Origin of the sequence: Paraburkholderia aspalathi (assembly GCF_905220735.1) — a bacterium.
Taxonomy (GTDB): Bacteria; Pseudomonadota; Gammaproteobacteria; order Burkholderiales; family Burkholderiaceae; genus Paraburkholderia; species Paraburkholderia aspalathi.
Map to the genome: position 1 here is coordinate 155,160 of NZ_CAJNBA010000003.1, position 22,938 is coordinate 178,097.

The window sequence follows — 22,938 nt, forward strand, 5'->3', positions numbered from 1 at the left end:
GATTCACCACTGCGTTTTCACATATAAACGGCATGCGCACAGTCACGCCGTTTTATCGCGATTTATTTCTTACCGTTTTGCCGCCGCGTAATCCCGGGCCCGAATGCAAACCCGAACGCCAGCAGCAATAGCGAAACGGCCAGCACCGTGTTATTGCCGCTCGTCACATAAGGCGTGCTGCCCGAGGTGCCTTGCACCGTCACATCGAGCGAGCCGATCGTGAACGGCGTCAAGCGCCCGATCACCTTGCCGTTGGCGTCGATCGCAGCGGTCATGCCGGTGTTGGTCGCGCGCAGCATCGGCCGGCCGGTTTCCAGCGAACGCATGCGCGCAATCTGCAGATGCTGATCCAGCGCGATCGTGTCGCCGAACCAGGCGAGATTGGTCGAGTTGACCAGTACACCCGCGGGCGTGTCGCTCTCGCGAATGTTCCGCGCAATCTCCTCGCCGAAAATATCCTCGTAGCAGATATCGACCGAGACCGGCTGGTTATGCACGATGAACGGCTTCTGCACCGGCGCGCCGCGCGCGAAATCGCCGAGCGGAATGCTCATCAGGTTGACGAACCAGCGAAAGCCCCACGGCACGAATTCGCCAAACGGCACGAGATGGTGTTTGTCGTAGCGATATACGTCGCGCGTGCCCGGCGTGACGCCGAACAGGCTGTTCGTGTAGTCGACCACCTGGCCTTCCGGCGTGATCGTGCCGCCGATCGCGCCGAACACGATCGCGGTGCCAGTCGTGTCTGAAAAGTTGCGCACCGCCGACGCGAACTGCGGCGGCAATTGCTGCGCGAGCACCGGAATGGCGGTTTCCGGCGTGACGATCAGATCGGCCGGCTTGGATGTGATCATCTGCTGATACTGGTCGATCGCAGCGCGCATGCCGGCTACTTCGAACTTCATTTCCTGTTTGACGTTGCCCTGCAGGAGGCGCACCGTCAGCGGCGCGTTGGCCGGCAGGGTCCATTGCGCGAGCGGCAGCAGCAGGCCGGCTGCGATCAGCGCAACCGCGATTCCCCCCGGCACAGCAACGCGTGCGACGCTGCGTTTAGCCTCGTTGCCGGCATCGGTGGTATCGAGCTGCCCGCGCGAAGGCAACAGCGGTATCAGCGCCTGCACGATCAATGCGGCCACCAGCGCCAGCATCCAGCCGACGCCGTACACGCCCGCGACGGGCGCAAACCCGGCGAACGGGCCATCTACCTGCGCATAACCACTCGAGAGCCATGGAAAACCGGTGAACACCGTGCCGCGCAACCATTCGCCAATCGCCCACGCGCTCGCAAACGCCAGCGCGCCATGCCAGGTCGGAGAAAACGGTTTGTCGTTGTCGGATGCGCCGTTGCGCGCGTGCCCCGCGCAGAACGACCAGACGCCGGCAGCCAGCGCCGGATACACCGCCAGATACAACGTGAACAACACGACCGCTGCGCCCGCGAGCGGTGCGGCCATGCCGCCGTAGTCGTGCATGCTGACGTACAGCCACCATACGCCGGTGACGTAGTTGCCGAAGCCGAATGCGCCGCCCGTCAGCGCGGCGCTTTTCCAGCCGGTCGTGCGCGTGAGCCATGCGAAAAAGAACACGAAGATCACAAGTTCGAGCCAGCCGCCATGCGGCGTTGGCGCGAACGACAGCGTATTGGCCGCACCGGCGGCCAGCGCGACGAGGTAATGCCAGCGGGGCAGTGCACGGCCGCGCGCCTCCTGGGTGGCAGGGGCGACAGGGGCACTCACGCCGCGGCGCGAACGGGATGTAATCGGGTCGGCCATTGTTGCGCGGTCGGCGTGAGAAGTTGAAGAGGCGAAGAAAAGGAACGGATCAGGTCTGCACGTGCTGTGCTTCGCGCTCGCGCTGGCCCGCGAGCGGGTCGCGGCGCACCAGCAGCATGTGAATCTGGCGGGCGTCGCCGCGCAGAATCTCGAAGATCAGATCGTCGAGGCGGACTTTTTCGCCGCGATGCGGCACCCGTCCAAAATGATGCGTGACGAGACCGCCGATCGTATCGACTTCGTCGTCCGGAAAATGTGTGCCGAAGGACTCGTTGAACTGCTCGATCTCCGTGAGCGCACGCACGCGGAAGCGGCCGTCCGGCGAGGCGATGATGTTGCCGCTTTCCTCATCGAAATCGTATTCGTCTTCAATATCGCCGACGATCTGTTCCAGCACGTCTTCAATCGTGATAAGGCCTGCCACGCCGCCGTATTCGTCGACCACCACCGCGAGGTGATTACGATTCACGCGGAAGTCGTGCAGCAGCACATTCAGGCGCTTGGACTCCGGGATGAAGACGGCGGGGCGCAGCATGCCGCGCACGTCGAATTCGTCTTCGGCGTAGTAGCGCAGCAGGTCTTTCGCGAGCAGCACACCAATGATGTTGTCGCGATTGCCTTCGAATACCGGATAGCGCGAGTGCGCTTTTTCCAGCACGTAGGGGATGAATTCGGCGGGATTGTCCGCGATGTTGATCGCGTCCATTTGAGCGCGCGGCACCATGATGTCGCGGGCGCTGAGTTCGGACACCTGGAATACGCCCTCGATCATCGACAGCGAGTCGGCGTCGATCAGGTTGCGCTCGTGCGCGTCCTGCAGGATTTCCAGAAGTTCGGCCCGCGAGTCGGGCTCGGGCGAGATGAAGTCGGTCAGACGCTCGAGGAGTGAGCGTTTTTCCTGTGGTTTGTCGCTAGTTCGGTGTCGACTGGGATACGTGTCGTTCATGGTAGTGCGCCCGGCGAGACTGGGCGCGCTGTTGCAGAGCATTAAGGATACACCAGGCACATGGCAGGACCGTGTCCTGCCGGGCTGGGCGATGAGTGAAGCAGTGGTGACCCGCCCGGCCGCGCGCGGTGGGCATGGGTCAATCCTAACTGATTACGGGAGGAAAAGCGTTTTCGAGCAAAAAAGTAAGGATCGAGCGGGGCGCTGAAGTGGGCGCGGCTGCGTTTGCCTTATTGTGCCGAGCCTTGGCCCGTTTGCCGCTCAGCGTCATGACCGGCCTCGCGGCTTTCCTCGCGGCAACGCTCGAGCAGCGCTTCGAGCGCGCGGTCGGGCATGCCGCTTTCGCGCAACGCGTGGACGGTGCGGCTCACGTAGTCGAGCGTGGTGCCGTAGCGGCCGCTCGCGCAGCCGAACACGGTTTTGACGACCTCGTCACGTAGTTTGCCGGTGTAGGTCGGCACGTCGCGCCGCATCACGAACGCGAGCGCGTCGACGCGGCGGCCGTCGGCGAGCACGCAGGGCAGCCACGTCGGGCGATACGAACCCATTGGCATTTCACGGCGCCACAGCGCTTCCAGATGCGGCATCGCACCCTCGGCGGCGAGGCGGAAGGCGATGCCGGAGCACGAGCCGCCGCGATCGAGCGCGAGCACGAGGCCCGGCTGTTCGGGCGTGCCGCGATTCACACGCGACCACAGATACAGTCCACGGTGATAACCATGCACTTTCGAGCGGGCCGCTTCGACACTAGGCAGACCGGGATTCCAGATCAGCGAACCATAACCGAACAGCCACAGATCGCTCTTGCGGTCCCAGTCGCGCAACGTGCATTCGAGCGACGCGCGCAACTCCTCCTCAGTCAGCAGCCGCGGTTCGCCGAGCGCGGGCGGGTAGTCCGGGCAGGGCGTGCGTCGCGTATCGGTTTCAGGGGAGGACGTGCTCACGGTAGTTTCTGACGGAGAAGTTAAAGAGGTTGGGAAAGACTATTGGTAAGGATCCGGGAACCCGAGCTTGCCGAGAATTTCGGTTTCGATCGCTTCCATCTCCTCGGCTTCTTCCTCGACCTCGTGGTCGTAGCCTTGCGCATGGAGGGTGCCGTGCACCAGCAGATGCGCGTAGTGCGCGATCAGCGGCTTACCCTGTTCGGCGGCTTCTGTTTCGACCACTGGACAGCACAGGATCAGATCGCCCGTCACCGGATCGTCTTCCGATTCGGCGTACGCAAACGTCAGCACATTGGTCGAGTAATCTTTGCCGCGATAGGTGCGGTTCAGCGTGCGGCCTTCTTCGGCATCGACGAACCGCACGGTCAGCTCGCCGTCTGCGAAGAGCGCCGCCTTTATCCAACCGGCCACGGTGGCGCGCGGCAGCAGCGCCTTATGTTCCGGCCAGGTCTTGGCGGCGGGGAATTGCAGATTCAACGTCAGTTTCGGTGCGCGGCTCATGCTTGTTCGGTTTGTTGCCTGGTTTGCTGCGGCCTGTCCAGTGGAGTTCGGCGCAAAATTAACGACGTAAATTAACGAGGCAATCTAGCGCGAATCCGCCGGACTGGCGGTTTTCTGCGAATGCGCATCGTACGCCTCCACAATTCGCGCGACCAGCGGATGCCGCACCACGTCGGCGCTCGTGAAGCGCGTGAGCGCAATGCCACGCACGTCCGCCAGCACTTGCTGCGCTTCGATCAGCCCGCTCTTGTGACCACGCGGCAAGTCGACTTGGGTCGTGTCGCCGGTGACCACGGCCTTCGAGCCGAAGCCAATCCGCGTGAGGAACATCTTCATCTGTTCGGGCGTGGTGTTCTGCGCCTCGTCGAGGATGATGAACGCGTGATTCAGCGTACGGCCGCGCATGTACGCGAGCGGGGCGATTTCGATCATTTGCCGCTCGAACATCTTGGCGGTCTTGTCGAAACCGAGCAGGTCGTACAACGCGTCGTACAAGGGACGCAGATACGGATCGACCTTCTGCGCCAGATCGCCCGGCAGGAAGCCAAGACGTTCGCCCGCTTCGACGGCCGGACGCGTCAACACGATGCGTTTGACCTGATCGCGCTCCAGCGCGTCCACCGCGCAAGCCACCGCGAGATAGGTCTTGCCCGTTCCCGCCGGACCGATGCCGAACGTCACGTCGTGCGAAATGATCTGTTTCAGATACTCGCGTTGCATCGGCGTGCGGCCGCGCAGATCGGCGCGACGCGTGTACAGCTTCGGGCCGAGTTCTTCGAGGTCGTCGTCGCCGCTGTCGGCGGGCTGATCGAACGGGTGATCCGGATTGCCCGGAAAGCGCGGGTCCAGCGCTTCCGTGCCATGGCCGTTGCCGTTCGCGCGATGGCGTGCCGGCTGGCGCACTTCAACGAGCGCGAGCTGGATGTCGTCGACCGACAGGGGTTTCTGTGAGTTGTCGTAGAACTTTTCGAGCGCGGTCAGCGCGAGTTTCGCGCCGCGCCCGCGAATCGTGATGCGGTGGCCACGGCGTTGCAGCGTCACGTCGAGCGCCTGCTCGATCTGCCGCAGATTCTCGTCGAGCGGTCCGCAGAGGTTGGCGAGCCGCGCGTTGTCGTCGCGCGGTGCGGTGAATTCCAGATGCTGCTGAGTGGTCTTCAAGGCGGAGGATCGATCCTGTCGGGGTTGTGACGCTGGCTGGCGTCGCTCAGTGGGTGGTTGCGGGCGCGTCGTCGTGCACCAGCACGAGCTCGCCACGCAACGAATGTGGGTACGCATGGACGATTTTCACGTCCGCCATCTGGCCGATCAGCCGTGCGTGCGACGCGACCGGCGCCGGGAAATTCACCACGCGGTTGTTCTCGGTGCGGCCCGCGAGTTCGTTCGGGTCCTTGCGCGCCGGGCGTTCGACCAGAATCCGCTCGATCTTGCCGACCATCGAATCGCTGATGCGCTGCACGTTCTCTTCGATCGTAGCCTGCAAATATTGCAGACGTTTGAGCTTCACTTCACGCGGGGTGTCGTCGTGCAGATTCGCAGCCGGCGTGCCGGGACGCGGGCTGTAGATGAACGAGAAGCTGGTGTCGTACTTCATCTCGTGCACGAGCGCCATCATCTTGTCGAAGTCTTCTTCCGTCTCGCCCGGGAAGCCGACGATCATGTCCGTCGACAACGACAGGTCAGGGCGGATCGCGCGCAGCTTGCGGATCACCGATTTGTATTCGAGCACGGTGTAGCCGCGCTTCATCGCCATCAGGATGCGGTCGGAGCCGTGTTGCACCGGCAGATGCAGGTGGCTGACGAGCTTCGGCACCTTGGCGTAGGTGTCGATCAGGCGCTGCGTGAATTCCTTCGGATGCGATGTGGTGTAGCGAATCCGTTCGATGCCTGGAATGTCCGCGACGTATTCGATCAGCTGGGCGAAGTCGGCGATTTCCGACGAACCAAGCGTGATGCCGGCGCGGTAAGCATTCACGTTCTGGCCGAGCAGCGTGACTTCGCGCACGCCCTGGTCGGCGAGGCCGGCGATTTCAGTCAGCACGTCGTCGAGCGGACGCGACACTTCTTCACCGCGCGTGTACGGCACGACGCAGTAACTGCAGTACTTGCTGCAACCTTCCATGATCGACACGAACGCGCTCGCGCCATCCACGCGCGCCGGCGGCAGGTGATCGAACTTTTCGATTTCCGGGAACGAGATGTCGACCTGAGCGCGACCGCTTTCGCGGCGCTTGTCGATCATTTGCGGCAGACGGTGCAGCGTTTGCGGCCCGAACACCAGATCGACATACGGTGCGCGCGCCACGATCGACGCGCCTTCCTGGCTCGCCACGCAACCGCCCACGCCGATGATCAGATTCGGGTTCGCTTCTTTCAATTCGCGCACACGGCCGAGTTCGGAGAAGACTTTCTCCTGCGCTTTTTCGCGCACCGAGCAGGTGTTGAAGAGAATAACGTCCGCGTCTTCCGGGGTGTCGGTTTTGACGAGGCCTTCAGCCGCGCCGAGTACGTCGACCATCTTGTCGGAGTCGTACTCGTTCATCTGGCAGCCGTAGGTCTTTACATAAACTTTCTTGGTCATCGATTTTCGCCGGTCGCAGTGGTTAACCTGGGGGCGTCGTTTAAAAGGTGGAGAGAGGTGAAAACGTGCGGACGGCGCCGCGGGGCGGCGCTGGGGCTTGCTCGAGCCCGCTTGAGCCTATTCCGGTCCACTTTCAATGCACGTTTGCAGCGTAGCTCAATATTATAGCCCTTCACCGGATGCGGTTTCCGCGGCGGCCTTGGCGCGCGGCCGCTCCGGCGGCAAGCCCAGCAGGCCCTCCAGTTCGTCCGACACCTGCGCGAAGCGCTCGCTCAGAAAATCGAGCAGCACGCGCACGCGCGGCGCCATGAAGCGGTTGCGGTGGTAGAGCGCGTGCAACGGCGCGTCGGGGTAGCGCCATTCGGGCAGCAGGATTTTCAGGCAGTCGCCCCGCAAGTCCGCTTCCACGTCCCACATCGACTTGATGACGATCCCGTAGCCGCGCCGCGCCCATTCGCGGGCGACCGCGCCGTCGTTGGTTTCCCGGGACGTTTCGAACGGCACAGTGTAGTGCTGCACTTCCTCGCCGCGCGTGAAACGCCATTCGTTGGCCGGGCCGGATGCGGTGCCGAGCACGATGCAGTCGAAATTCGCCAGATCGTTCGGGTCCTTCGGCTCGCCCTTGCGTGCGATGTAGTCCGGCGACGCGCACAGCACACGGCGGTTCGGCGCCAGCTTACGGGCGATGAGCGAACTGTCTTGCGGCACGCCGAAGCGGATCGCCAGATCGATGTCTTCCTGCACCAGATTCGACAGCGAGTCCGACAGCGTCAGCGCGAACGTGACTTCCGGGTAGAGCGCGTTGAACTCGTCGAGCCAGTGCATCAGCAGGTTGCGGCCGAAGTCCGAGGTCGCTGAGATCCGCACCTTGCCGCGCACCACGCCCTGGCCGGCTTGCAGCGCGGCTTCGGCGTCGTCGAGCGATTGCAGCGCCTGGCGGCAGCAGTTCAGGTAGAGACGGCCTTCGTCCGTGAGCCTCAACTGACGGGTGGTGCGCTCGAACAGGCGCGTTTTCAGCCCGGTTTCGAGTTTGGCCAGCCGCGCGCTGGCGGCGGCCGGTGTCAGGCCCATCTTGCGGCCGGCCGCCGACAGGCTGCCCTGCTGCGCCGCTTCAACGAACAGGCGGATATCACCGAGGTTATCCATCGCGATCTTTCAAAGTTATTTGAAAATGTTTCAAATGCTACGCCAATTATCAAATTGACGTGTTCCGCTCACAATGCACTCCTCGTAAACCCTTTGTGCTCCGTGCAGCCCACGCCATGCAACTCGATCACGCAACGATCGTCACCGCCGATCTCGAGACCGCCCGACTTTTCTTCGTCGACGTCGCCGGGCTGACGGAGGGCGCGCGTCCGCGGTTTTCGATCGACGGCTACTGGCTGTATGCGAACGGCCGGCCGGCGATTCATCTGATCGATGCGACGGTGCCCGCCGTAACGGGCAGGGCCATGCCACGCATCGACCATGTCGCCTTCCGGCTGGAAAGTGCCGACGAATGGGCGGCGCTCTTGCGGCGCGTGCATGCGGCGGAGCTGCCTTATCAGCTTGCCGAAGTGCCGCAGATGGGGCCGCAGCAAGCCGAGCAGCAGTTGTTTATCGCGCTCGCGCCGGGCGTGCTCATCGAATTCGTAACGGCGCTGCGCAACGCCCACCGTAGCTAACACGCTCAACTTTAGAACCTGGAGTAGAAAAATGCCCATTCCATTACTGGCGCTCGCGATCAGCGCTTTCGCGATCGGCACGACCGAGTTCGTGATCATGGGCTTGCTGCCCGAGGTCGCGCGCGATTTGGCTGTGTCGATTCCGTCGGCCGGTTTGCTGGTGAGCGGCTATGCGCTCGGCGTCGCCGTCGGTGCGCCGCTGCTCGCCGTGGTCACCAGCAAGATGCCGCGCAAACTTGCGTTGCAGTTGCTGATGGGCGTGTTCATCGTCGGCAATACGCTGTGCGCGATTGCGTCCAGCTATTCGGTGCTGATGATCGCGCGCGTAGTGACGTCGTTTGCGCACGGGTCGTTCTTTGGCATCGGTGCGGTGGTAGCGGCTTCGCTCGTGCCGGCTGAAAAGCGGGCAAGCGCCATTGCGCTGATGTTCACCGGTTTGACGCTCGCGAATGTGCTCGGCGTGCCGTTCGGGACTTTCGTCGGTCAGGAGTTTGGCTGGCGTGCGGCATTCTGGATCGTCAGCGCGTTTGGTGTGCTGTCGCTGGCGGGCGTGTCGCTGCTGGTGCCGAATCGCCATGATTCCGGCCCGGTTGGCTTGGGTCACGAAGTGCGCGTGCTGAAAGACCCGCAAGTCTGGACCGCGCTCGCGATGACCGTGCTGGGCTTCGGCGGCGTGTTTGTCGTGTTCACCTATATCGCGCCGATTCTCGAGCAGGTCAGCGGTTTCTCGCCGCGTGGCGTCACGCTGATTCTGGTGCTGTTCGGCGTCGGTCTCACGATCGGCAATACCGTGGGTGGCAAGCTCGCGGACCGTGCGCTGATGCCTTCGCTAATGGGCATTCTGGTGGCGCTCGCGGTGGTGATGGCGATCTTCGCGCGGACCAGCCACTCGCAGGTGGCGGCGGCGATTACCATTTTCGTGTGGGGCATTGCGGCGTTTGCGACGGTGCCGCCGTTGCAGATGCGTGTGGTCGAGAAGGCTGCTGCCGCGCCGAATCTGGCTTCGACGCTGAACATCGGTGCGTTCAACGTTGGCAATGCGGGCGGCGCGTGGCTCGGCGGTCTGGTGATCAATCATGGCCATTCGCTCGATACGCTGCCGTGGGTCGCAGCGGCGGTTAGCGTGGTGGCGTTGTTGCTCACGTGGTTCGCGGCGCGGATGGATGCGCCGGCAAGGACGGTGGCGCAAAGCGCCTGAGTCTGCGTGAGCGCATCCGCCCCAAATACGCCCATATGAAAAATTCGCACAAGCTTTGCGAGAATCGTCCTCCGCAATGCTGATAACAGTGTGAAGATAACTTCGTTGGGCGCGGCGGGGCGCGGTGCTATCTTGCTTCCACTAACCGCTTGCCCGCCGTCCGGCGGCGCTCCTGGAGGCAATCATGCATTCCCCGCTTGCGCTGGTTCGCGATCCCACGGCTGACACCGATGCGTCGCCGCGTGCCGCTGAACCTTTCGATGCTCTTGAACATCTGGTCGGCGTGAATCTCGCTCGTTTGCGCGCCGAGCGCCAACTTTCGCTCGACGCTCTGGCCCGCGCCTCCGGCGTCTCGCGAGCGATGCTCGCGCAGATCGAGTCGGCGCGCAGCGTGCCGTCGATCAAGGTGCTCTGCAAAGTGGCATCGGCGTTGAAGGTTTCGGTGGCGGCGTTCTTGCGGCGTCATGCGACCAACGGCTTCGAGCATTTGCCGGCGGAGCGTTCGTCGCGGCTCGTCAGTTCGAATGGGCGCTACTCGGCCCGGCCGCTCTATCCTGATGCCGAGCCGACCGCCGCAGAGTTTCACGAGCTGCGTATCGCGCCGTTGCACACCGAGGCCGGCACGCGCCGCGCGCCGGGCACCACGGTGAATCTGGTGGTGAGCGAAGGCACGCTGGAAGTCAGCGTGCACGACCAGCGCCAGTTGCTGGCCACGGGCGATGCGATCGTGTTCGATGCCGACCAGCCGCACAGCCTGCGCAATCCCGGCGACACCGAAGCGCGCGCGTTTCGCGTCACGTTGAAGGCGGAAACGCCGCCGCGCTGGGATGTGCCCGCGCAGCACGATTTGACACGCCAGGCCGCGCCGGTTTGACCGGCTTGACGAGTGCAGTTTTTCAGGCGGATGTGCTGTCAAAATCGGCGGTGAAGCCGGGATGTCCGTCTAGTCAGTAGGGGTTGCGCTGCAGGTTTCGCGCGACTGTTGTATTCTTTGCCGGCCGGTCAATCCGGCAATCAGTGCGTCTTCAGGGCGGGGCGAAATTCCCCACCGGCGGTATGCCGGCAGCGCGAAAGCGTGAGCCGGTGAGCCCGCGAGCGCCCGCTTTGTTCAGCTTTCAGCGTATCGAAAGCGCAGCGGGGTCAGCAGATCTGGTGAGAAGCCAGAGCCGACGGTTAGAGTCCGGATGGAAGAAGATGTGCAGATAGTCATGTTCGTTTCCGTGTTGCCGCCAGAGTTTCGGGCGGTGCGCGAGCGCCGCTTTGCGCGGCGTTCAACGGCGCGTCTTTGTCTGTTTGCAATGCCCTGAAACGTTTTTCGCCCAACTTTTGCGATGAGCGTTTCAACTATGTCCTTTGCTACTTTTCCTGCTCCGTCGGTGATTGCGGATAGCGCATCACTTGACCTTCCCCTGCTCGCCACCGAGCCCGTTCCGCCGCGTATCGCCGCTGCCTTGCAAGCCATGCGCGATGGCCGCGCTGTCGTCCTGCAAGACGATCACGACCGCGAGAACGAAGCTGATCTGATCGTTTCCGCCGAGCGTCTTTCCGTCGAAACCATGGCCTTGCTGATTCGCGAATGCAGCGGCATCGTCTGCCTGTGCCTGCCTGACGAGAAGATCCGCGCACTCGAACTGCCGCCGATGTCTGTCAACAACGAAAGCCGTCACGGCACCGCGTTCACGGTTTCGATCGAAGCGCGCGATGGCGTGACCACCGGCGTATCCGCGCTCGATCGCGTGACGACAATCCGCTCAGCTATCAGCGATACGGCGAAGCCTGCCGACATCGTGCGTCCAGGCCACGTGTTTCCGCTGCGTGCGCAACCCGGCGGCGTGCTCGCGCGTCGCGGCCACACCGAAGGCACAGTCGATCTGGCGATTCTCGCGGGTCTGAAACCGGCCGGCGTGCTGTGCGAGCTGATGAACGCGGACGGCACGATGACGCGCGGCGCGGATGTGGAGCGCTTCGCTCAACAACACAATCTGCCGATGCTGACGATCGCCGAGCTGGTGGAATTCCGTGAGGCGCTGGCGACGGCGCGCGAATGCGTCGCGGATGAGGTTTGATGCGTTAGAAAAAAAACCGCACTCGGAAAAGCGCGGGGTTTCTCAGGAATTTGAAGCCGGCTATTGCAGCCGGCTTTTTTATTGCTGCGCCCGTTAAGACTGCACGTCGCCAAACTCCCCACGCACACCGGCCTCGACCAGCGCGGGCAGTTCATCCATATGCTTCATGATGCGTGTCATGCCCATCTTGCGCAGGGCGTCCGCGTAACCGTCGGGGATATGGCTTGCACCGACGAAAGCAATCGTCTTCATACCCGCCGCCCGCGCCGCATTCAAACCGGCCACGCTGTCTTCCACGACGACGCAGCGAGAGGGCTCCACGCCCAGTGTCTTTGCAGCGAACAGATACACATCCGGATAAGGCTTCGGCCGTGCGACCTGTTCGGCGCTGAAAATCCGCTCGCCGAAAATTTGCTGCAAACCCGCGCGCCGCACCGACGCATTCACGCGCGCCATCCGGCTGTTCGACACAACCGCGGCCGGCAGCGTCACGCGTTGTAAGGCTTCGCGCACACCGTTGATCGGGCTGAGCGACGCCGCGAGTTCAAGCTCGACGTTGTGTTCGATCGTATTAAAGAAATCGGCAGGCAGCGTGATATCGAACGACTTCTCGATACCTTCGAGAAAGCGCGAGGTCTGCTGGCCGAACGCCGTCTTGACGACGGGTTCGAAGTCGAGGCCGGGGAAGGTGGCGGACAGCGTTTCGAGCATTACGCGGTCAGCGATGATTTCGCTGTCGACGAGCACGCCGTCGCAGTCACAGATGAGGTGGTCGATCATGCTTTAAGACGGAAAGCGAGAGGCACGCGAGCAAGACAGTTGCAAGCTCATGCGCGGAGATTGAAAGCATCATGATACGTGCTTTGGCGCCGCATGCGCGGCGCCGTCGCTTGCCGTCGGCGCTAATTTGCGCCGTGGGACCGCGTTTAGTGAGCCTTTAGTGTGCCTCGTGCGGGCCCTAAATACGCACCCACGTGCGCTGCAGAATCAGTGCGCGTGCAGATACAAATACAGCCCTGTTGCCGCCGCGCCGCCCAGCAAGGGACCGCACACCGGAATCCACGAATAACGCCAGTCGCTGTCGCGTTTGCCCGGAATCGGCAGCAGCGCGTGCATCAGACGCGGCGACAGATCGCGCGCGGGGCTCATTGCGTAACCGGTCGGGCCGCCGAGCGAAATACCGATGCCGAGCACCAGCAGGCCAACCGGCAGCGCGTCGAGCGCGCCGAGGCCGACTTGCGGCGAAGCGAGATACAGCACGCCGAGAATCAGCACGAAAGTCGCGATCATTTCGGTGAGCAGGTTATGCGGCACGCTGCGAATTGCGGGCGACGTGCAGAACACGCCGAGCTTCACGTCTGCATCGCCTTCCTTGTTGAAGTGCTGACGATACGCGAGCCACACGAGCAGTGCGCCCGCCATCCCGCCGAGCATCTGCGCCGCGACGTAGCCCGGCACTTTGGCCCACGCGAATTTTCCTGCCAGCGCGAGGCTGATCGTGACCACAGGATTCAGGTGCGCGCCGCTGTACGATGCCGTGACGTACACAGCGATGAACACGGCCATCGCCCAGCCCATCACGATCACGATCAGGTCCGCGCCTTTGCCCTTGGTGCGCGCGAGCAGCACATTGGCAACCGCGCCGTTGCCGAGCAGCACCAGAAGTGCGGTGCCGATGAATTCCGCAATGTAAGGAGACATGATTGGGTATCCGAAATATAGTTGTTAGGGAAGCCGCTGGATAGGCGGCTTCGTTATGTCGAAAGGTGTCTTAGGAACCGATGAACGGCAATCAGGGCGTGTCGGCCCAGGCCTTCGCGGCGCGGATCGCGCGCTGCCAGCCGTCGAGGCACTCCTTGACTTCGGCGTGCGGCAGGGCAGGCGTGAAACGACGATCGAGGGCCCACTGGCTTTTCAGTTCGTTCACGTCTTTCCAGTAGCCGACCGCGAGACCGGCCAGATATGCCGCGCCCAATGCGGTTGTCTCCGATACCTTCGGACGCACAGCGTCGACGCCGAGAATGTCCGCCTGAAATTGCATCAGCAGATTGTTCGCGCAAGCGCCGCCGTCCACACGCAATTCGCCGATGCGAATGCCGGAGTCGGCTTCCATTGCCTTCAGCACGTCGAGCGACTGATAGGCGATCGAGTCGAGCGCGGCGCGGGCAATGTGCGCCGAACTCGTGCCACGCGTCACGCCGAACAGCGTGCCGCGAGCCCGTGCATTCCAGTGCGGCGCACCGAGGCCTGCAAATGCGGGCACCAGATACACGCCATCGCTATGCGGCACGCTGCGCGCCATCGTTTCGATCTCGGCTGCGTTCTTGATGATGCCGAGGCCGTCGCGCAGCCATTGCACCACCGCGCCACCGATGAAGATGCTGCCTTCGAGCGCATAGTTGATCTGGTCGCCGATCTGCCACGCAATGGTGGTGACGAGATTGTTCTTCGATTCGATCGGCTTGCCGCCGGTGTTCATCACGAGGAAGCAGCCGGTGCCGTAGGTGTTCTTCACCATGCCCGACTCCGTGCACATCTGGCCGAACAGCGCCGCGTGCTGGTCACCGGCGATGCCCGCGAGCGGAATCTTGGAGGCGAACACGGTGGTCTTGGTCGGCCCGTACACTTCCGACGAGGCACGCACTTCCGGCAGCATGTTGCGCGGAATGTCGAGCGCTTCGAGCAGTTCGTCGTCCCACTTCAGCGTGTGGATGTTGAACAGCATCGTGCGCGACGCGTTGGTCACGTCGGTAACATGCAGACCACCCTTGGTGAAATTCCACACCAGCCAGCTATCTACCGTGCCGAAGGCGAGGCGGCCTTGCTTCGCTTTTTCGCGTGCGCCTTCGACGTTGTCGAGAATCCAGCGGATCTTGGTCGCCGAGAAGTACGAGTCGATTGGCAGACCGGTTTTTGCGCGGACTTTTTCTTCGAGACCTTGCTCTTTGAGCTGGTCGCAGAAGTCGGCGGTGCGGCGGTCTTGCCAGACGATCGCGTTATAAATTGGATGACCGGTTTCGCGGTCCCACACGATGGTGGTCTCACGCTGATTGGTAATGCCGATCGCCGCGATCGACGTGCCGTTCATGCCGGCTCGCGTGACCGCTTCAGCGGCGACGCCGGCTTGCGTTGACCAGATTTCCTGCGGATCGTGTTCGACCCAACCCGGACGTGGATAGATTTGCTGGAATTCTTTCTGAGCGGTCGACACGATATTGCCGAGCCGGTCGAACAGCATCGCGCGGGAGCTGGTGGTGCCTTGGTCAAGCGCGAGGATGTACTGATCCTGCATTGTCTCTTCTCCATGTGTTTTATGAATCGCCGGATTGCTGACCGGCGACGGGAACGGCGTGTTGGTTCAAGCGGGTTGCAACAGTTCGAGCTTGTGCGTCCCGGCTTTGTCAGTAGCCGAGGGGGTGAAAATCGAATCGGGTCACGCGGGTTCATCCACATAACCAGGCCGTGTTGCGATAGCCTGACCTGGGTGGTCCGGCTATGCGGCTCAGCTAAATGACCTGACTAGCTGGTTCGGCTAGGCACTCTGTCGGAACGGTTCGCGGGCGAACCATGCGTCAATGTCGTGTGTGATCGAATCGAGCGTGCCCGGTTCGACGTGCAGGCCGAGTTTCGAGCGGCGCCACAACACATCTTGCGCGCTGCGTGCCCATTCGGTGTCGCGCAGGTAAGTGAGTTCGGCTTCGTAGAGACCCGGCGCGAAAGCGCGGCCGAGGTCGGCCACCGAGCGCGCGTTGCCAATGACGTTTTTCACACGCGTGCCGTACGCACGCGCGAGGCGGTGAGCCAGATCGGCGGGCAGCCATGCATTCTGCTGCTTGAAACCGGCGAGGAAGCGCTCGAAGTTGGCCTGCGGAATATCGCCGCCGGGCAACGGCGCACCGGCCGTCCACGAGGGCGTGCCGTTCTGCAGCGCGTACGCGAGTTTGTCGACGGCTTCTTCCGCCAGCTTGCGGAAGGTCGTGATCTTGCCACCGAATACCGATAGCAGCGGTGCTTCGCCCGCAGGTGCGTCGAGTTCGAGCGAGTAGTCACGCGTAACCGCTGAGGGATTGTCCGCGCCTTCTTCCTCGAGCAGCGGACGCACGCCCGAGTAGGTCCAGCGCACGTCTTGCGGCGAGATCTTTTCTTTGAAGTAGCGGTTGATCGAATCGCACAGGTACTGCGTTTCGTCGGCGTTGATCGCCACTTGCGACGGGTCGCCACGATATTCGAGGTCGGTTGTGCCGATCAGCGTGTAATCGTGTTCGTACGGAATCGCGAAGATGATCCGCTTGTCCGGATTCTGGAAGATGTACGCGTGATCGTGTTCGAACAGACGGCGCGTGACGATATGGCTGCCTTTCACGAGGCGCACGCTGTGCGTTGCTTCCCGGCCGAGCGCGCCATGCAGCAATTCGCCGACCCACGGTCCGGCCGCATTCGCGATCGACGCGGCGCGCACGTCGAGGATCGTGCCGTCGTCACGCTTGAGTTGCGCGCGCCATTCGCCGCCGGCGCGTACCGCGCTCAGCAACTTGGTGCGCGTGAGAATCTTCGCGCCGCGTTCCTTCGCATCCAGCGCGTTCAGCACGACCAGACGCGCGTCATTCACCCAGCCGTCCGAATACACGAAACCGCGCTTGATCGAATCGACGAGCGGTGCGCCAGCCGGATGGTTGCGCATCACGATGCCGCGCGAGCCGGGCAGCAGTTCGCGTTTAGCGAGGTGATCGTAAAGGAACAAGCCGGCGCGGATCAGCCAGGCCGGACGCAGATCGGGCATGTGCGGCATCACGAAGCGCAGCGGCCACATGATGTGCGGCGCCGCGCGCAGCAGCGTTTCGCGCTCCTGCAGGGCTTTGCGCACCAGCCCGAACTCGCGGTATTCGAGGTAGCGCAGGCCGCCGTGAATCAGCTTGGTGCTGGCCGACGACGTATGGGCCGCCAGATCGTCTTGTTCGCAGAGCAGCACTGACAGGCCGCGGCCCGCCGCATCGCGTGCGATGCCTGCGCCGTTGATCCCGCCGCCCACGACGAGCAAATCGTATCTCGAGCCTTGCGTCACCTGCTGTGTCCTCTGCGTCGTATTCGGAAACTGGTTTGGAAAAACTATCGAACCGATAGTGTTCGTTTGCGAACTTTAATGAACATATTCGAAAAAGTAAAGTTCGGTTTTCTTAAGCGCCCCTCTAGTGCCTGGCTAAGGTGGTGGCGTAACGCGCGGCCACGGACAATACTCTCGGCAGCAGCCATTTCGAGGTGAACTCATGCGTGGACTTTGGATAATTGGGGCCGCTGCGCTCCTGACGGGATGCATCAGCTCGCCGAGCCTGAACGGGACGACGGGCGCACCTTCGTTCGCATCGTTGCAGCAGATGTGCAGCGCCCAGACGGTCGACTACGGCAACGACGCGCAAGGCGTCTACGTGACGCTGTTCGACGCGTACGTGGCGAACCGGCGCGGCAAGTTGTCGAAGGACGATTACTGCGCGTTTCAGGCGTCGCTGGCACAGCATTACACGAGCCTCGGTGCGAGTGCTGATCCGCAAGTGCGCAATCAGTGGGTGACCTTCTTCACCGACCAGCGAGCCAAAGCGTTGAGCTGGCGCGCGGCGGCCGATCCGACCTTGCGCGCGGGCTGAGTTTCGCGCCTGCTTGTTCCTACCCAGAACGTTTCGCCAGCTTATTCGCGCTGCGTGATTTGATAGACCAACCCGGGGCTAGCCGCGCTGCGGCTGCGCCCCCCGCCACAACATCCGGCGAATCTGCGCGAACACGGCCTCACGCGTCGGCGCGTTGCTCCCTGCTGCTTGCTGCGCCTGTGGCAAAGGCAACTGATTGGCGAGCGCCAGCATGGTGAAGCCGTGCAGGCTCGCCCAGTACGCGTAACCGATCAATTCCGGATCCCCTTCCAGAAGACCCGCGGCCACGAGCTGCTCGAAGTGCACCCCGAGCATGCGCCAGGCGCGGTGCGATGCGGCCTGAAGTTCGGAATAGGCGCCATCCTGCTGCGTCAGATCGAACATCAGGCGGTAAGCATGCGGCTCGTCGAGTGCGAACGCCACGTAGGCGTCGCTGACGGCGGAGCGGTCGGTCGCGGGTGCTTCCTTTGCCACGGCTTCGAGCCGCGCCGCGAATCGGTTGAACGCCGCCGCGCGGACCATCGCAAGGATTTCGTCTTTGTCGCGGAAGTAGCGATAGGGCGTCATCGCGCTGCAACCCAGCTCCTTCGCCAGTTCGCGCATCGTCACGCCTTGCGCGCCGCGCGTGGCGAACGCGTTTTCGGCCACGCGCCGCATGGTTTCGCGGAATTGCTGGATGTCGTCGGAAGAGAGCGTTTTTGGCATGCGCGAAGGAAGAAGGTCCGTCGCGTCAATTTACTGTGTAAATGAATTGGGCACAACAAAGCGGCCGTTGACGCGGCCGCTTTGCTTGGTAATCAAGGGTACTAGGAAAAACGCTTGATGGCCCGGAGCGCACTGTCGCCGGTTTCGGTTACGCGCCATTGTTCGTTGCCCGACGCGAGCCGTTCGAGTTGCACAAGCTGGCGTTCCAGCAAGGCGTCGAGTTCTTCTCGCTCCATGTCGACTTGATTGGGAGCGTCCTTGACGAGCAACAACGTGGCGAATTCATGCGGACTCAGCATCGTTCTCTCCATGTCAAGCAAACGCGGACGGCCTTGGAGGCGACTGGCACGATGCCAGTGGAGTCCGCTAAAGGATCAGGCGGGAGGTGCGGCTATCACGACAGGTTCACGCTGCCGGCACTCCGCGTAACGCGGAACGGACGCCGGGGAACTGGAGTGTAGTCAACCGCCCGTCAAACACCAAATGGGCCCCAGTAAATTTTTCCTTTGACAATTGGGACTCGCAGCGGCGGTTTGGAGCAGCGGCCAGATCCTTGATTTCACTCGAAGTTTCGCGTGCACTGCAACATGGCGGAAGTCGCCTGGGATCACTCGGCGATATACACCTGGCAGTTGGCGGCGGCGAGGGTTTCGTTCATCTCGGCGGGTGGCGCGGCGTCGGTGAAAAGCGCGTCGATCTGATCGAGGTGACCTTGGCGAACGAGTGCCGGACGGCCGAATTTGGAGTTGTCGGCGGCGAGAAACACGGTGCGTGCATGCTGGATGATCGCCTCGGCCACGCGCACTTCGCGGGTGTCGAAATCGCGCAGCGTGCCATCCGTTTCAATGCTGGACGTCCCGATGATCGCGAAGTCCACCTTGAACTGCCGGATGAAGTCGATCGCCAGTTCGCCGACGATGCCCTTGTCCCACGGCCGCACGATGCCGCCCGTCACCAGCACTTCGCAATCCGGATAGCCGCTCATCATGCTGGCGACATTCAGATTGTTGGTGATCACGCGCAGGCCGCGATGCCGGTTGAGCGCTCGTGCGACTTCTTCGGTCGTCGTGCCGAGGTTGATGAAGAGGGACGCCTGATCGGGAATGTGAGTGGCCACTAGCGCCGCAATGCGCCGCTTCTCTTCGTGAAACATCCGCTGACGCGCCGTGTACGAGACGTTCTCGGAACTGGTCGGTAGACTGGCGCCGCCGTGATAGCGGCGCAGCAGGTTCATGTCAGCGAGCCAGTTGACGTCGCGGCGGATCGTCTGCGGTGTCACGTCGAAGTGGGCCGCGAGGTCGTCCACGGTCACGAAGCCGTCGCGTTGCACCCACTCCAGCAGTTCCTGTTGCCGGGCGTTGAGAGTCAGGCGGGGGTCTCGGGTCATGTGTCTCGGGTCGTGGGTTTTTATCGGCGCTGCCCGCCGCCGACGCAAGAAGCCGAGCCGGAAGACGGGTAATGCGTGAACGAGGGTGGGGGTATTGTAAGACCATCGCACGTCTTGTCTGCCAACTCATGCGTCATGGTTCGGATTCAGGACGACCGTGCGGCGATCTATTCAGGTCATTTACGCATTTATTCATTTGATAAATGAATTTGTTTTTTGTGCCGGATCGCGCTGCAATCCAAGGCTCCGCGTTTTACCCCGCGTGCTACCCGAGTTTTACCTGAGTCTTACCCGTTTCCCATGGGTTCCGGCGTTATAGAACACGCCGGACCGCGCTTTCGAGAGTGTTCGACATGACTGGCTTCAACTGGCAAAACCCCTATCCGACGCCGCGTCTGCCTGTATTCGCGCGCAACATCGTTTCGACTTCGCATCCGCTCGCGGCGCAAGCCGGTCTGCGGATGCTGTGGAAAGGCGGCAATGCCGTCGACGCGGCGATCGCGGCGGCCGCCGCCATCACTGTGGTCGAGCCGGTCTCGTGCGGCCTTGGCGGCGACGCTTTCGCGCTAGTGTGGGACGGCAAGAAGCTGCATGGCCTGAACGCGTCGGGCGTCTCGCCGGCGGCTTGGAACGTCGATTACTTCAGGCGCAAGTACGGCGAGGAAAACGGTCTTGCCAAACAACCCAAGCGCGGTTGGGACGCTGTGACGGTGCCGGGCGTGATCGCCGGCTGGGAGGCGCTGCATCAGAAATTCGGCTCGCTGCCGTTCGCCGATCTGATGGAACCGGCGATCGAGATCGCCGAGCGCGGCCATGCGGTGGCAAGCATCGTCGCCTACAAATGGGCGGCAGCCGTCCCCGAATTGAAGGACCTGCCGGGCTTCGCGCAAACCTTCATGCCGCGCGGCCGCGCGCCGGAAGTCAGCGAACTGGTGCGCTTTCCTGGCCACGCGAAGACGTTGCGCAAGCTCGCCGAACAAGGTCCGCGTGCGTACTACGAAGGCGAGATCGCCGAACAGATCGCGGCGTTTGCGCGTGAAGGCGGCGGCGCGTTGACCCTCGACGATCTGCGCAACTACAAAGCGGATTGGGTCGAGCCGATCGGCAAAGATTATCGCGGCTACACCGTGCACGAAATTCCGCCGAACGGCCAGGGCATCGCGGCGCTGATCGCGCTGGGCATCCTCGAAAAATTCGACGTGAAAGAGCTCGCCGTCGATAACGTCGAGTCGCAGCATTTGCAGATCGAAGCGATGAAGCTGGCATTCGCCGACGTCTACCGCTACGTCGCCGATCCGCGCTCGATGGAAGTCACGCCCGAGCAGATGCTCGACGACGCGTACCTTACGTCGCGCGCGAAGCTGATCGACCACAAGCGCGCCACTCAATTCGACTTCGGCATGCCGAAGGCCGGCGGCACGATCTACATGTCGGTGGCGGACGAACGCGGCATGATGGTCAGCTTCATCCAGTCGAACTACATGGGCTTCGGTTCGGGCATCGTGGTGCCCGATAGCGGTATCGCCATGCAGAACCGCGGCTGCGGTTTCTCGATGGACCCGAAGTCGCCGAACGTGGTGGAAGGAGGCAAGCGGCCGTTCCATACGATCATCCCGTCGTTCCTGACGCAGCAGGTGGACGGCAAGCAGGAAGCGGTGATGAGCTTCGGTGTGATGGGCGGCGATATGCAGCCGCAAGGCCACCTGCAATCGATCGTGCGGATGCTCGACTATGGTCAGCAGCCGCAGGCCGCCTGCGACGCCCCGCGCTGGAAGGTCAACCGCGACTTCACGATCGACATCGAATCGACGCTCGATCCGAAGACTGCCGAGGCATTGCAGAAGCTGGGTCACACGATCAAGTCGGTCGACGATCCGTACATGGACTTCGGCTCCGGCCAGTACATCTGGAAGCTCGATCGCAACGATCCGGACCGCGGCTATGTAGCGGCAAGCGACAGCCGTCGCGATGGCCTGGCAGCGGGGTTCTAAATGAACATCCCCGCGTCGCAATCCGCGACTGCATCCCCGCGCTCAACGTCCGCACCGCTTTCCAAAGCGATGGTGCGGCGTATCGTGTTTTCGTCGTCGGTCGGCAACGCGCTCGAGTGGTTCGATTTTCTGGTCTATGGCTACTTCGCGACCATCATCGCGAAAGAGTTCTTCCCGATGCAGGACGAGTGGCTCTCGACGCTGCTCGCCATTGCCACCTTCGGCATTTCGTTCCTGATGCGGCCATTGGGCGCCATCGTGCTGGGCGTCTACGGCGACCGCAAGGGCCGCAAGGCGGCGCTCACGCTCGCCATCGCGCTGATGATGGTCGGCACCTTCACGATGGCGGTGATGCCGCCGTATGCGTCGATCGGTCTTGCGGCGCCCGTGTTGATCCTGCTCGCGCGGCTCGTGCAAGGTTTCGCGGTGGGCGGCGAGTTCGGCAGTGCGACGGCCTTCATGGTCGAACACAGTGCGTCACGGCGTGGCTACTATGCGAGTTGGCAGTTCGCGAGCCAGGGACTGGCCGCGATCACCGCGGCGGCCTTCGGTTCGCTCCTGACCGCGTGGATGCCACCCGAGCAACTCAATAGCTGGGGCTGGCGCCTTCCGTTCATCTTTGGTCTGCTGGTCGGGCCGGTGGGCTATTACATCCGCTCGCATCTCGACGAGACGCCGGAGTTTCTCGCCTTGCGTAAAGCGCGTGAGTCCGCGAGCAAGCATCAGGTGGCGTCTGATGCGAAGGACGCGTCGTTCCGCAGCCAGTGGGTGAATCTGCTGCTGGCCGTGGGCATCGTCGCGCAATCCACGGTCGGCGTGTATGTGTTGCAGCTCTACATGCCGATGTACGCGGTCAAGCAGTTGCACATGCCGGCTGCGGCGTCGTTCGGCGTGGTGGTGCTCAATGGCGGCTTGCAGTTCCTGCTGTCGCCCGTGATGGGCGCATTGTCGGACCGCATCGGCCGGATTCGCATCATGCTGACGACGTCGATACTGATGGGCTTGCTGATCTATCCGATGTTCGCTTTGCTGCAGTCGCATCCGACGATTGGCTGGCTGCTGCTGTTGCAAGGCACCGCTGGAATTTTCAAGGCGGCTTATTCCGGACCGATGCCCGCACTGATGTCCGAGATCTTTCCCACGCAGGTGCGCTCGACGGGTCTTTCAATCGGTTACAGCATCGGCGTAACGATTTTCGGTGGCTTTGCGCCGACGATTGTCGAGACCTTCATTCACTTGACCGGCGACAAACTGGCGCCAAGTTACTACGTTCTGGTTGCGGCCGTGCTATCAGGCTTGTCGCTTGTCGTGGTCGCGTGGCGTATGCGGCGCGTCCGGCGTCTGGACGGCGTTCAGCCCGCATGAAGGCGTGACCGACGGCCGTTGTGCTTCGCAGCGAGCCTGCCGCAGTTGACGTGAAACGTCTTTGCAAGTCAAAGCCAGCTCCTCGAGCTGGCTTTTTTTGTGCCTTGCGTGTGCCGCTTGTAATCAACTGAAGCATTCGACTACCGTGAAATTTGAACTGCGGCGGTTCGGCATGGTCTGTG

At 62.5% G+C, this 22,938-nt stretch carries 21 protein-coding genes and 1 riboswitch; of the genes, 7 read left to right on the forward strand and 14 right to left on the reverse strand.

Features of this window, described 5'->3' with window-relative positions; all coding sequences use genetic code 11:
* Positions 1-62: 62 nt before the first annotated feature.
* The 7 genes from lnt to KHO30_RS19555 form a co-directional block, all read right to left on the reverse strand.
* Positions 63-1,772: an apolipoprotein N-acyltransferase gene (gene lnt / locus KHO30_RS19525; RefSeq protein ID WP_200618180.1), complete on the reverse strand. Its 1,710-nt coding sequence runs from the start codon at positions 1,770-1,772 to the stop codon at positions 63-65.
* A gap of 49 nt (positions 1,773-1,821) precedes the next feature.
* Positions 1,822-2,718 (reverse strand): CorC family transporter, encoded by an 897-nt coding sequence (locus tag KHO30_RS19530; RefSeq protein ID WP_054034680.1) that lies wholly within the window; start codon positions 2,716-2,718, stop codon positions 1,822-1,824.
* A 230-nt stretch (positions 2,719-2,948) separates the two neighbouring features.
* The gene (locus KHO30_RS19535) at positions 2,949-3,662 is read right to left on the reverse strand and encodes a gamma-glutamylcyclotransferase (protein ID WP_093635499.1); all 714 of its coding nucleotides are present in this window, start codon (positions 3,660-3,662) and stop codon (positions 2,949-2,951) included.
* A gap of 39 nt (positions 3,663-3,701) precedes the next feature.
* The gene (gene ybeY / locus KHO30_RS19540; protein WP_211701913.1) at positions 3,702-4,163 is read right to left on the reverse strand and encodes an rRNA maturation RNase YbeY; all 462 of its coding nucleotides are present in this window, start codon (positions 4,161-4,163) and stop codon (positions 3,702-3,704) included.
* An 84-nt stretch (positions 4,164-4,247) separates the two neighbouring features.
* The gene (locus KHO30_RS19545) at positions 4,248-5,321 is read right to left on the reverse strand and encodes a PhoH family protein (protein WP_200618182.1); all 1,074 of its coding nucleotides are present in this window, start codon (positions 5,319-5,321) and stop codon (positions 4,248-4,250) included.
* Between the two features lie 46 nt (positions 5,322-5,367).
* On the reverse strand, positions 5,368-6,741 hold the full coding sequence (gene miaB / locus KHO30_RS19550) for a tRNA (N6-isopentenyl adenosine(37)-C2)-methylthiotransferase MiaB (RefSeq protein WP_211701914.1): 1,374 nt from the start codon (positions 6,739-6,741) through the stop codon (positions 5,368-5,370).
* Between the two features lie 162 nt (positions 6,742-6,903).
* Positions 6,904-7,887, reverse strand: coding sequence for a LysR family transcriptional regulator (locus KHO30_RS19555; RefSeq protein ID WP_054034481.1), 984 nt, complete (start codon positions 7,885-7,887; stop codon positions 6,904-6,906).
* Between the two features lie 116 nt (positions 7,888-8,003).
* Here KHO30_RS19555 and KHO30_RS19560 point away from each other — a divergent pair, with 116 nt between their 5' ends.
* From KHO30_RS19560 to ribB, 4 genes are all read left to right on the forward strand, one after another.
* Entirely contained in the window at positions 8,004-8,405 is a 402-nt protein-coding gene (locus tag KHO30_RS19560) for a VOC family protein (RefSeq protein WP_211701915.1), read from the forward strand.
* A gap of 31 nt (positions 8,406-8,436) precedes the next feature.
* Positions 8,437-9,603: an MFS transporter gene (locus tag KHO30_RS19565; RefSeq protein ID WP_093635507.1), complete on the forward strand. Its 1,167-nt coding sequence runs from the start codon at positions 8,437-8,439 to the stop codon at positions 9,601-9,603.
* 184 nt (positions 9,604-9,787) lie between these two features.
* Entirely contained in the window at positions 9,788-10,477 is a 690-nt protein-coding gene (locus KHO30_RS19570; RefSeq protein WP_175050764.1) for a helix-turn-helix domain-containing protein, read from the forward strand.
* Between the two features lie 143 nt (positions 10,478-10,620).
* Positions 10,621-10,803, forward strand: a riboswitch (FMN riboswitch).
* 146 nt (positions 10,804-10,949) lie between these two features.
* Complete coding sequence (gene ribB, locus KHO30_RS19575) at positions 10,950-11,669, forward strand: 3,4-dihydroxy-2-butanone-4-phosphate synthase (RefSeq protein ID WP_211701916.1); 720 nt, start codon at positions 10,950-10,952, stop codon at positions 11,667-11,669.
* A gap of 93 nt (positions 11,670-11,762) precedes the next feature.
* On the opposite strand, the gene KHO30_RS19580 is transcribed toward ribB, so the two are convergent.
* The 4 genes from KHO30_RS19580 to glpD form a co-directional block, all read right to left on the reverse strand.
* Entirely contained in the window at positions 11,763-12,449 is a 687-nt protein-coding gene (locus KHO30_RS19580; RefSeq protein WP_054034473.1) for an HAD family hydrolase, read from the reverse strand.
* A gap of 207 nt (positions 12,450-12,656) precedes the next feature.
* The gene (locus KHO30_RS19585; protein WP_054034471.1) at positions 12,657-13,370 is read right to left on the reverse strand and encodes an MIP/aquaporin family protein; all 714 of its coding nucleotides are present in this window, start codon (positions 13,368-13,370) and stop codon (positions 12,657-12,659) included.
* A 91-nt stretch (positions 13,371-13,461) separates the two neighbouring features.
* A complete protein-coding gene (gene glpK / locus KHO30_RS19590) occupies positions 13,462-14,961 on the reverse strand; it encodes a glycerol kinase GlpK (protein ID WP_211701917.1) in 1,500 nt (499 codons plus the stop codon).
* A 240-nt stretch (positions 14,962-15,201) separates the two neighbouring features.
* Entirely contained in the window at positions 15,202-16,731 is a 1,530-nt protein-coding gene (gene glpD, locus KHO30_RS19595) for a glycerol-3-phosphate dehydrogenase (RefSeq protein ID WP_211701918.1), read from the reverse strand.
* 202 nt (positions 16,732-16,933) lie between these two features.
* Here glpD and KHO30_RS19600 point away from each other — a divergent pair, with 202 nt between their 5' ends.
* Positions 16,934-17,308, forward strand: coding sequence for a hypothetical protein (locus KHO30_RS19600; protein WP_211701919.1), 375 nt, complete (start codon positions 16,934-16,936; stop codon positions 17,306-17,308).
* 78 nt (positions 17,309-17,386) lie between these two features.
* On the opposite strand, the gene KHO30_RS19605 is transcribed toward KHO30_RS19600, so the two are convergent.
* From KHO30_RS19605 to KHO30_RS19615, 3 genes are all read right to left on the reverse strand, one after another.
* A complete protein-coding gene (locus KHO30_RS19605; RefSeq protein ID WP_211701920.1) occupies positions 17,387-18,013 on the reverse strand; it encodes a TetR/AcrR family transcriptional regulator in 627 nt (208 codons plus the stop codon).
* Positions 18,014-18,114: 101 nt separating this feature from the next.
* Positions 18,115-18,312: a hypothetical protein gene (locus KHO30_RS19610; RefSeq protein WP_054034465.1), complete on the reverse strand. Its 198-nt coding sequence runs from the start codon at positions 18,310-18,312 to the stop codon at positions 18,115-18,117.
* A gap of 308 nt (positions 18,313-18,620) precedes the next feature.
* Positions 18,621-19,400 carry a DeoR/GlpR family DNA-binding transcription regulator gene (locus KHO30_RS19615; RefSeq protein WP_093635526.1) on the reverse strand — a complete coding sequence of 260 codons (780 nt, stop codon included), beginning with the start codon at positions 19,398-19,400 and terminating at the stop codon, positions 18,621-18,623.
* Between the two features lie 353 nt (positions 19,401-19,753).
* Here KHO30_RS19615 and ggt point away from each other — a divergent pair, with 353 nt between their 5' ends.
* Positions 19,754-21,391, forward strand: a complete 1,638-nt coding sequence (gene ggt / locus KHO30_RS19620; RefSeq protein WP_211701921.1) for a gamma-glutamyltransferase — start codon at positions 19,754-19,756, stop codon at positions 21,389-21,391.
* Positions 21,392-22,756: an MFS transporter gene (locus KHO30_RS19625; RefSeq protein WP_211701922.1), complete on the forward strand. Its 1,365-nt coding sequence runs from the start codon at positions 21,392-21,394 to the stop codon at positions 22,754-22,756.
* Positions 22,757-22,938: the final 182 nt, after the last annotated feature.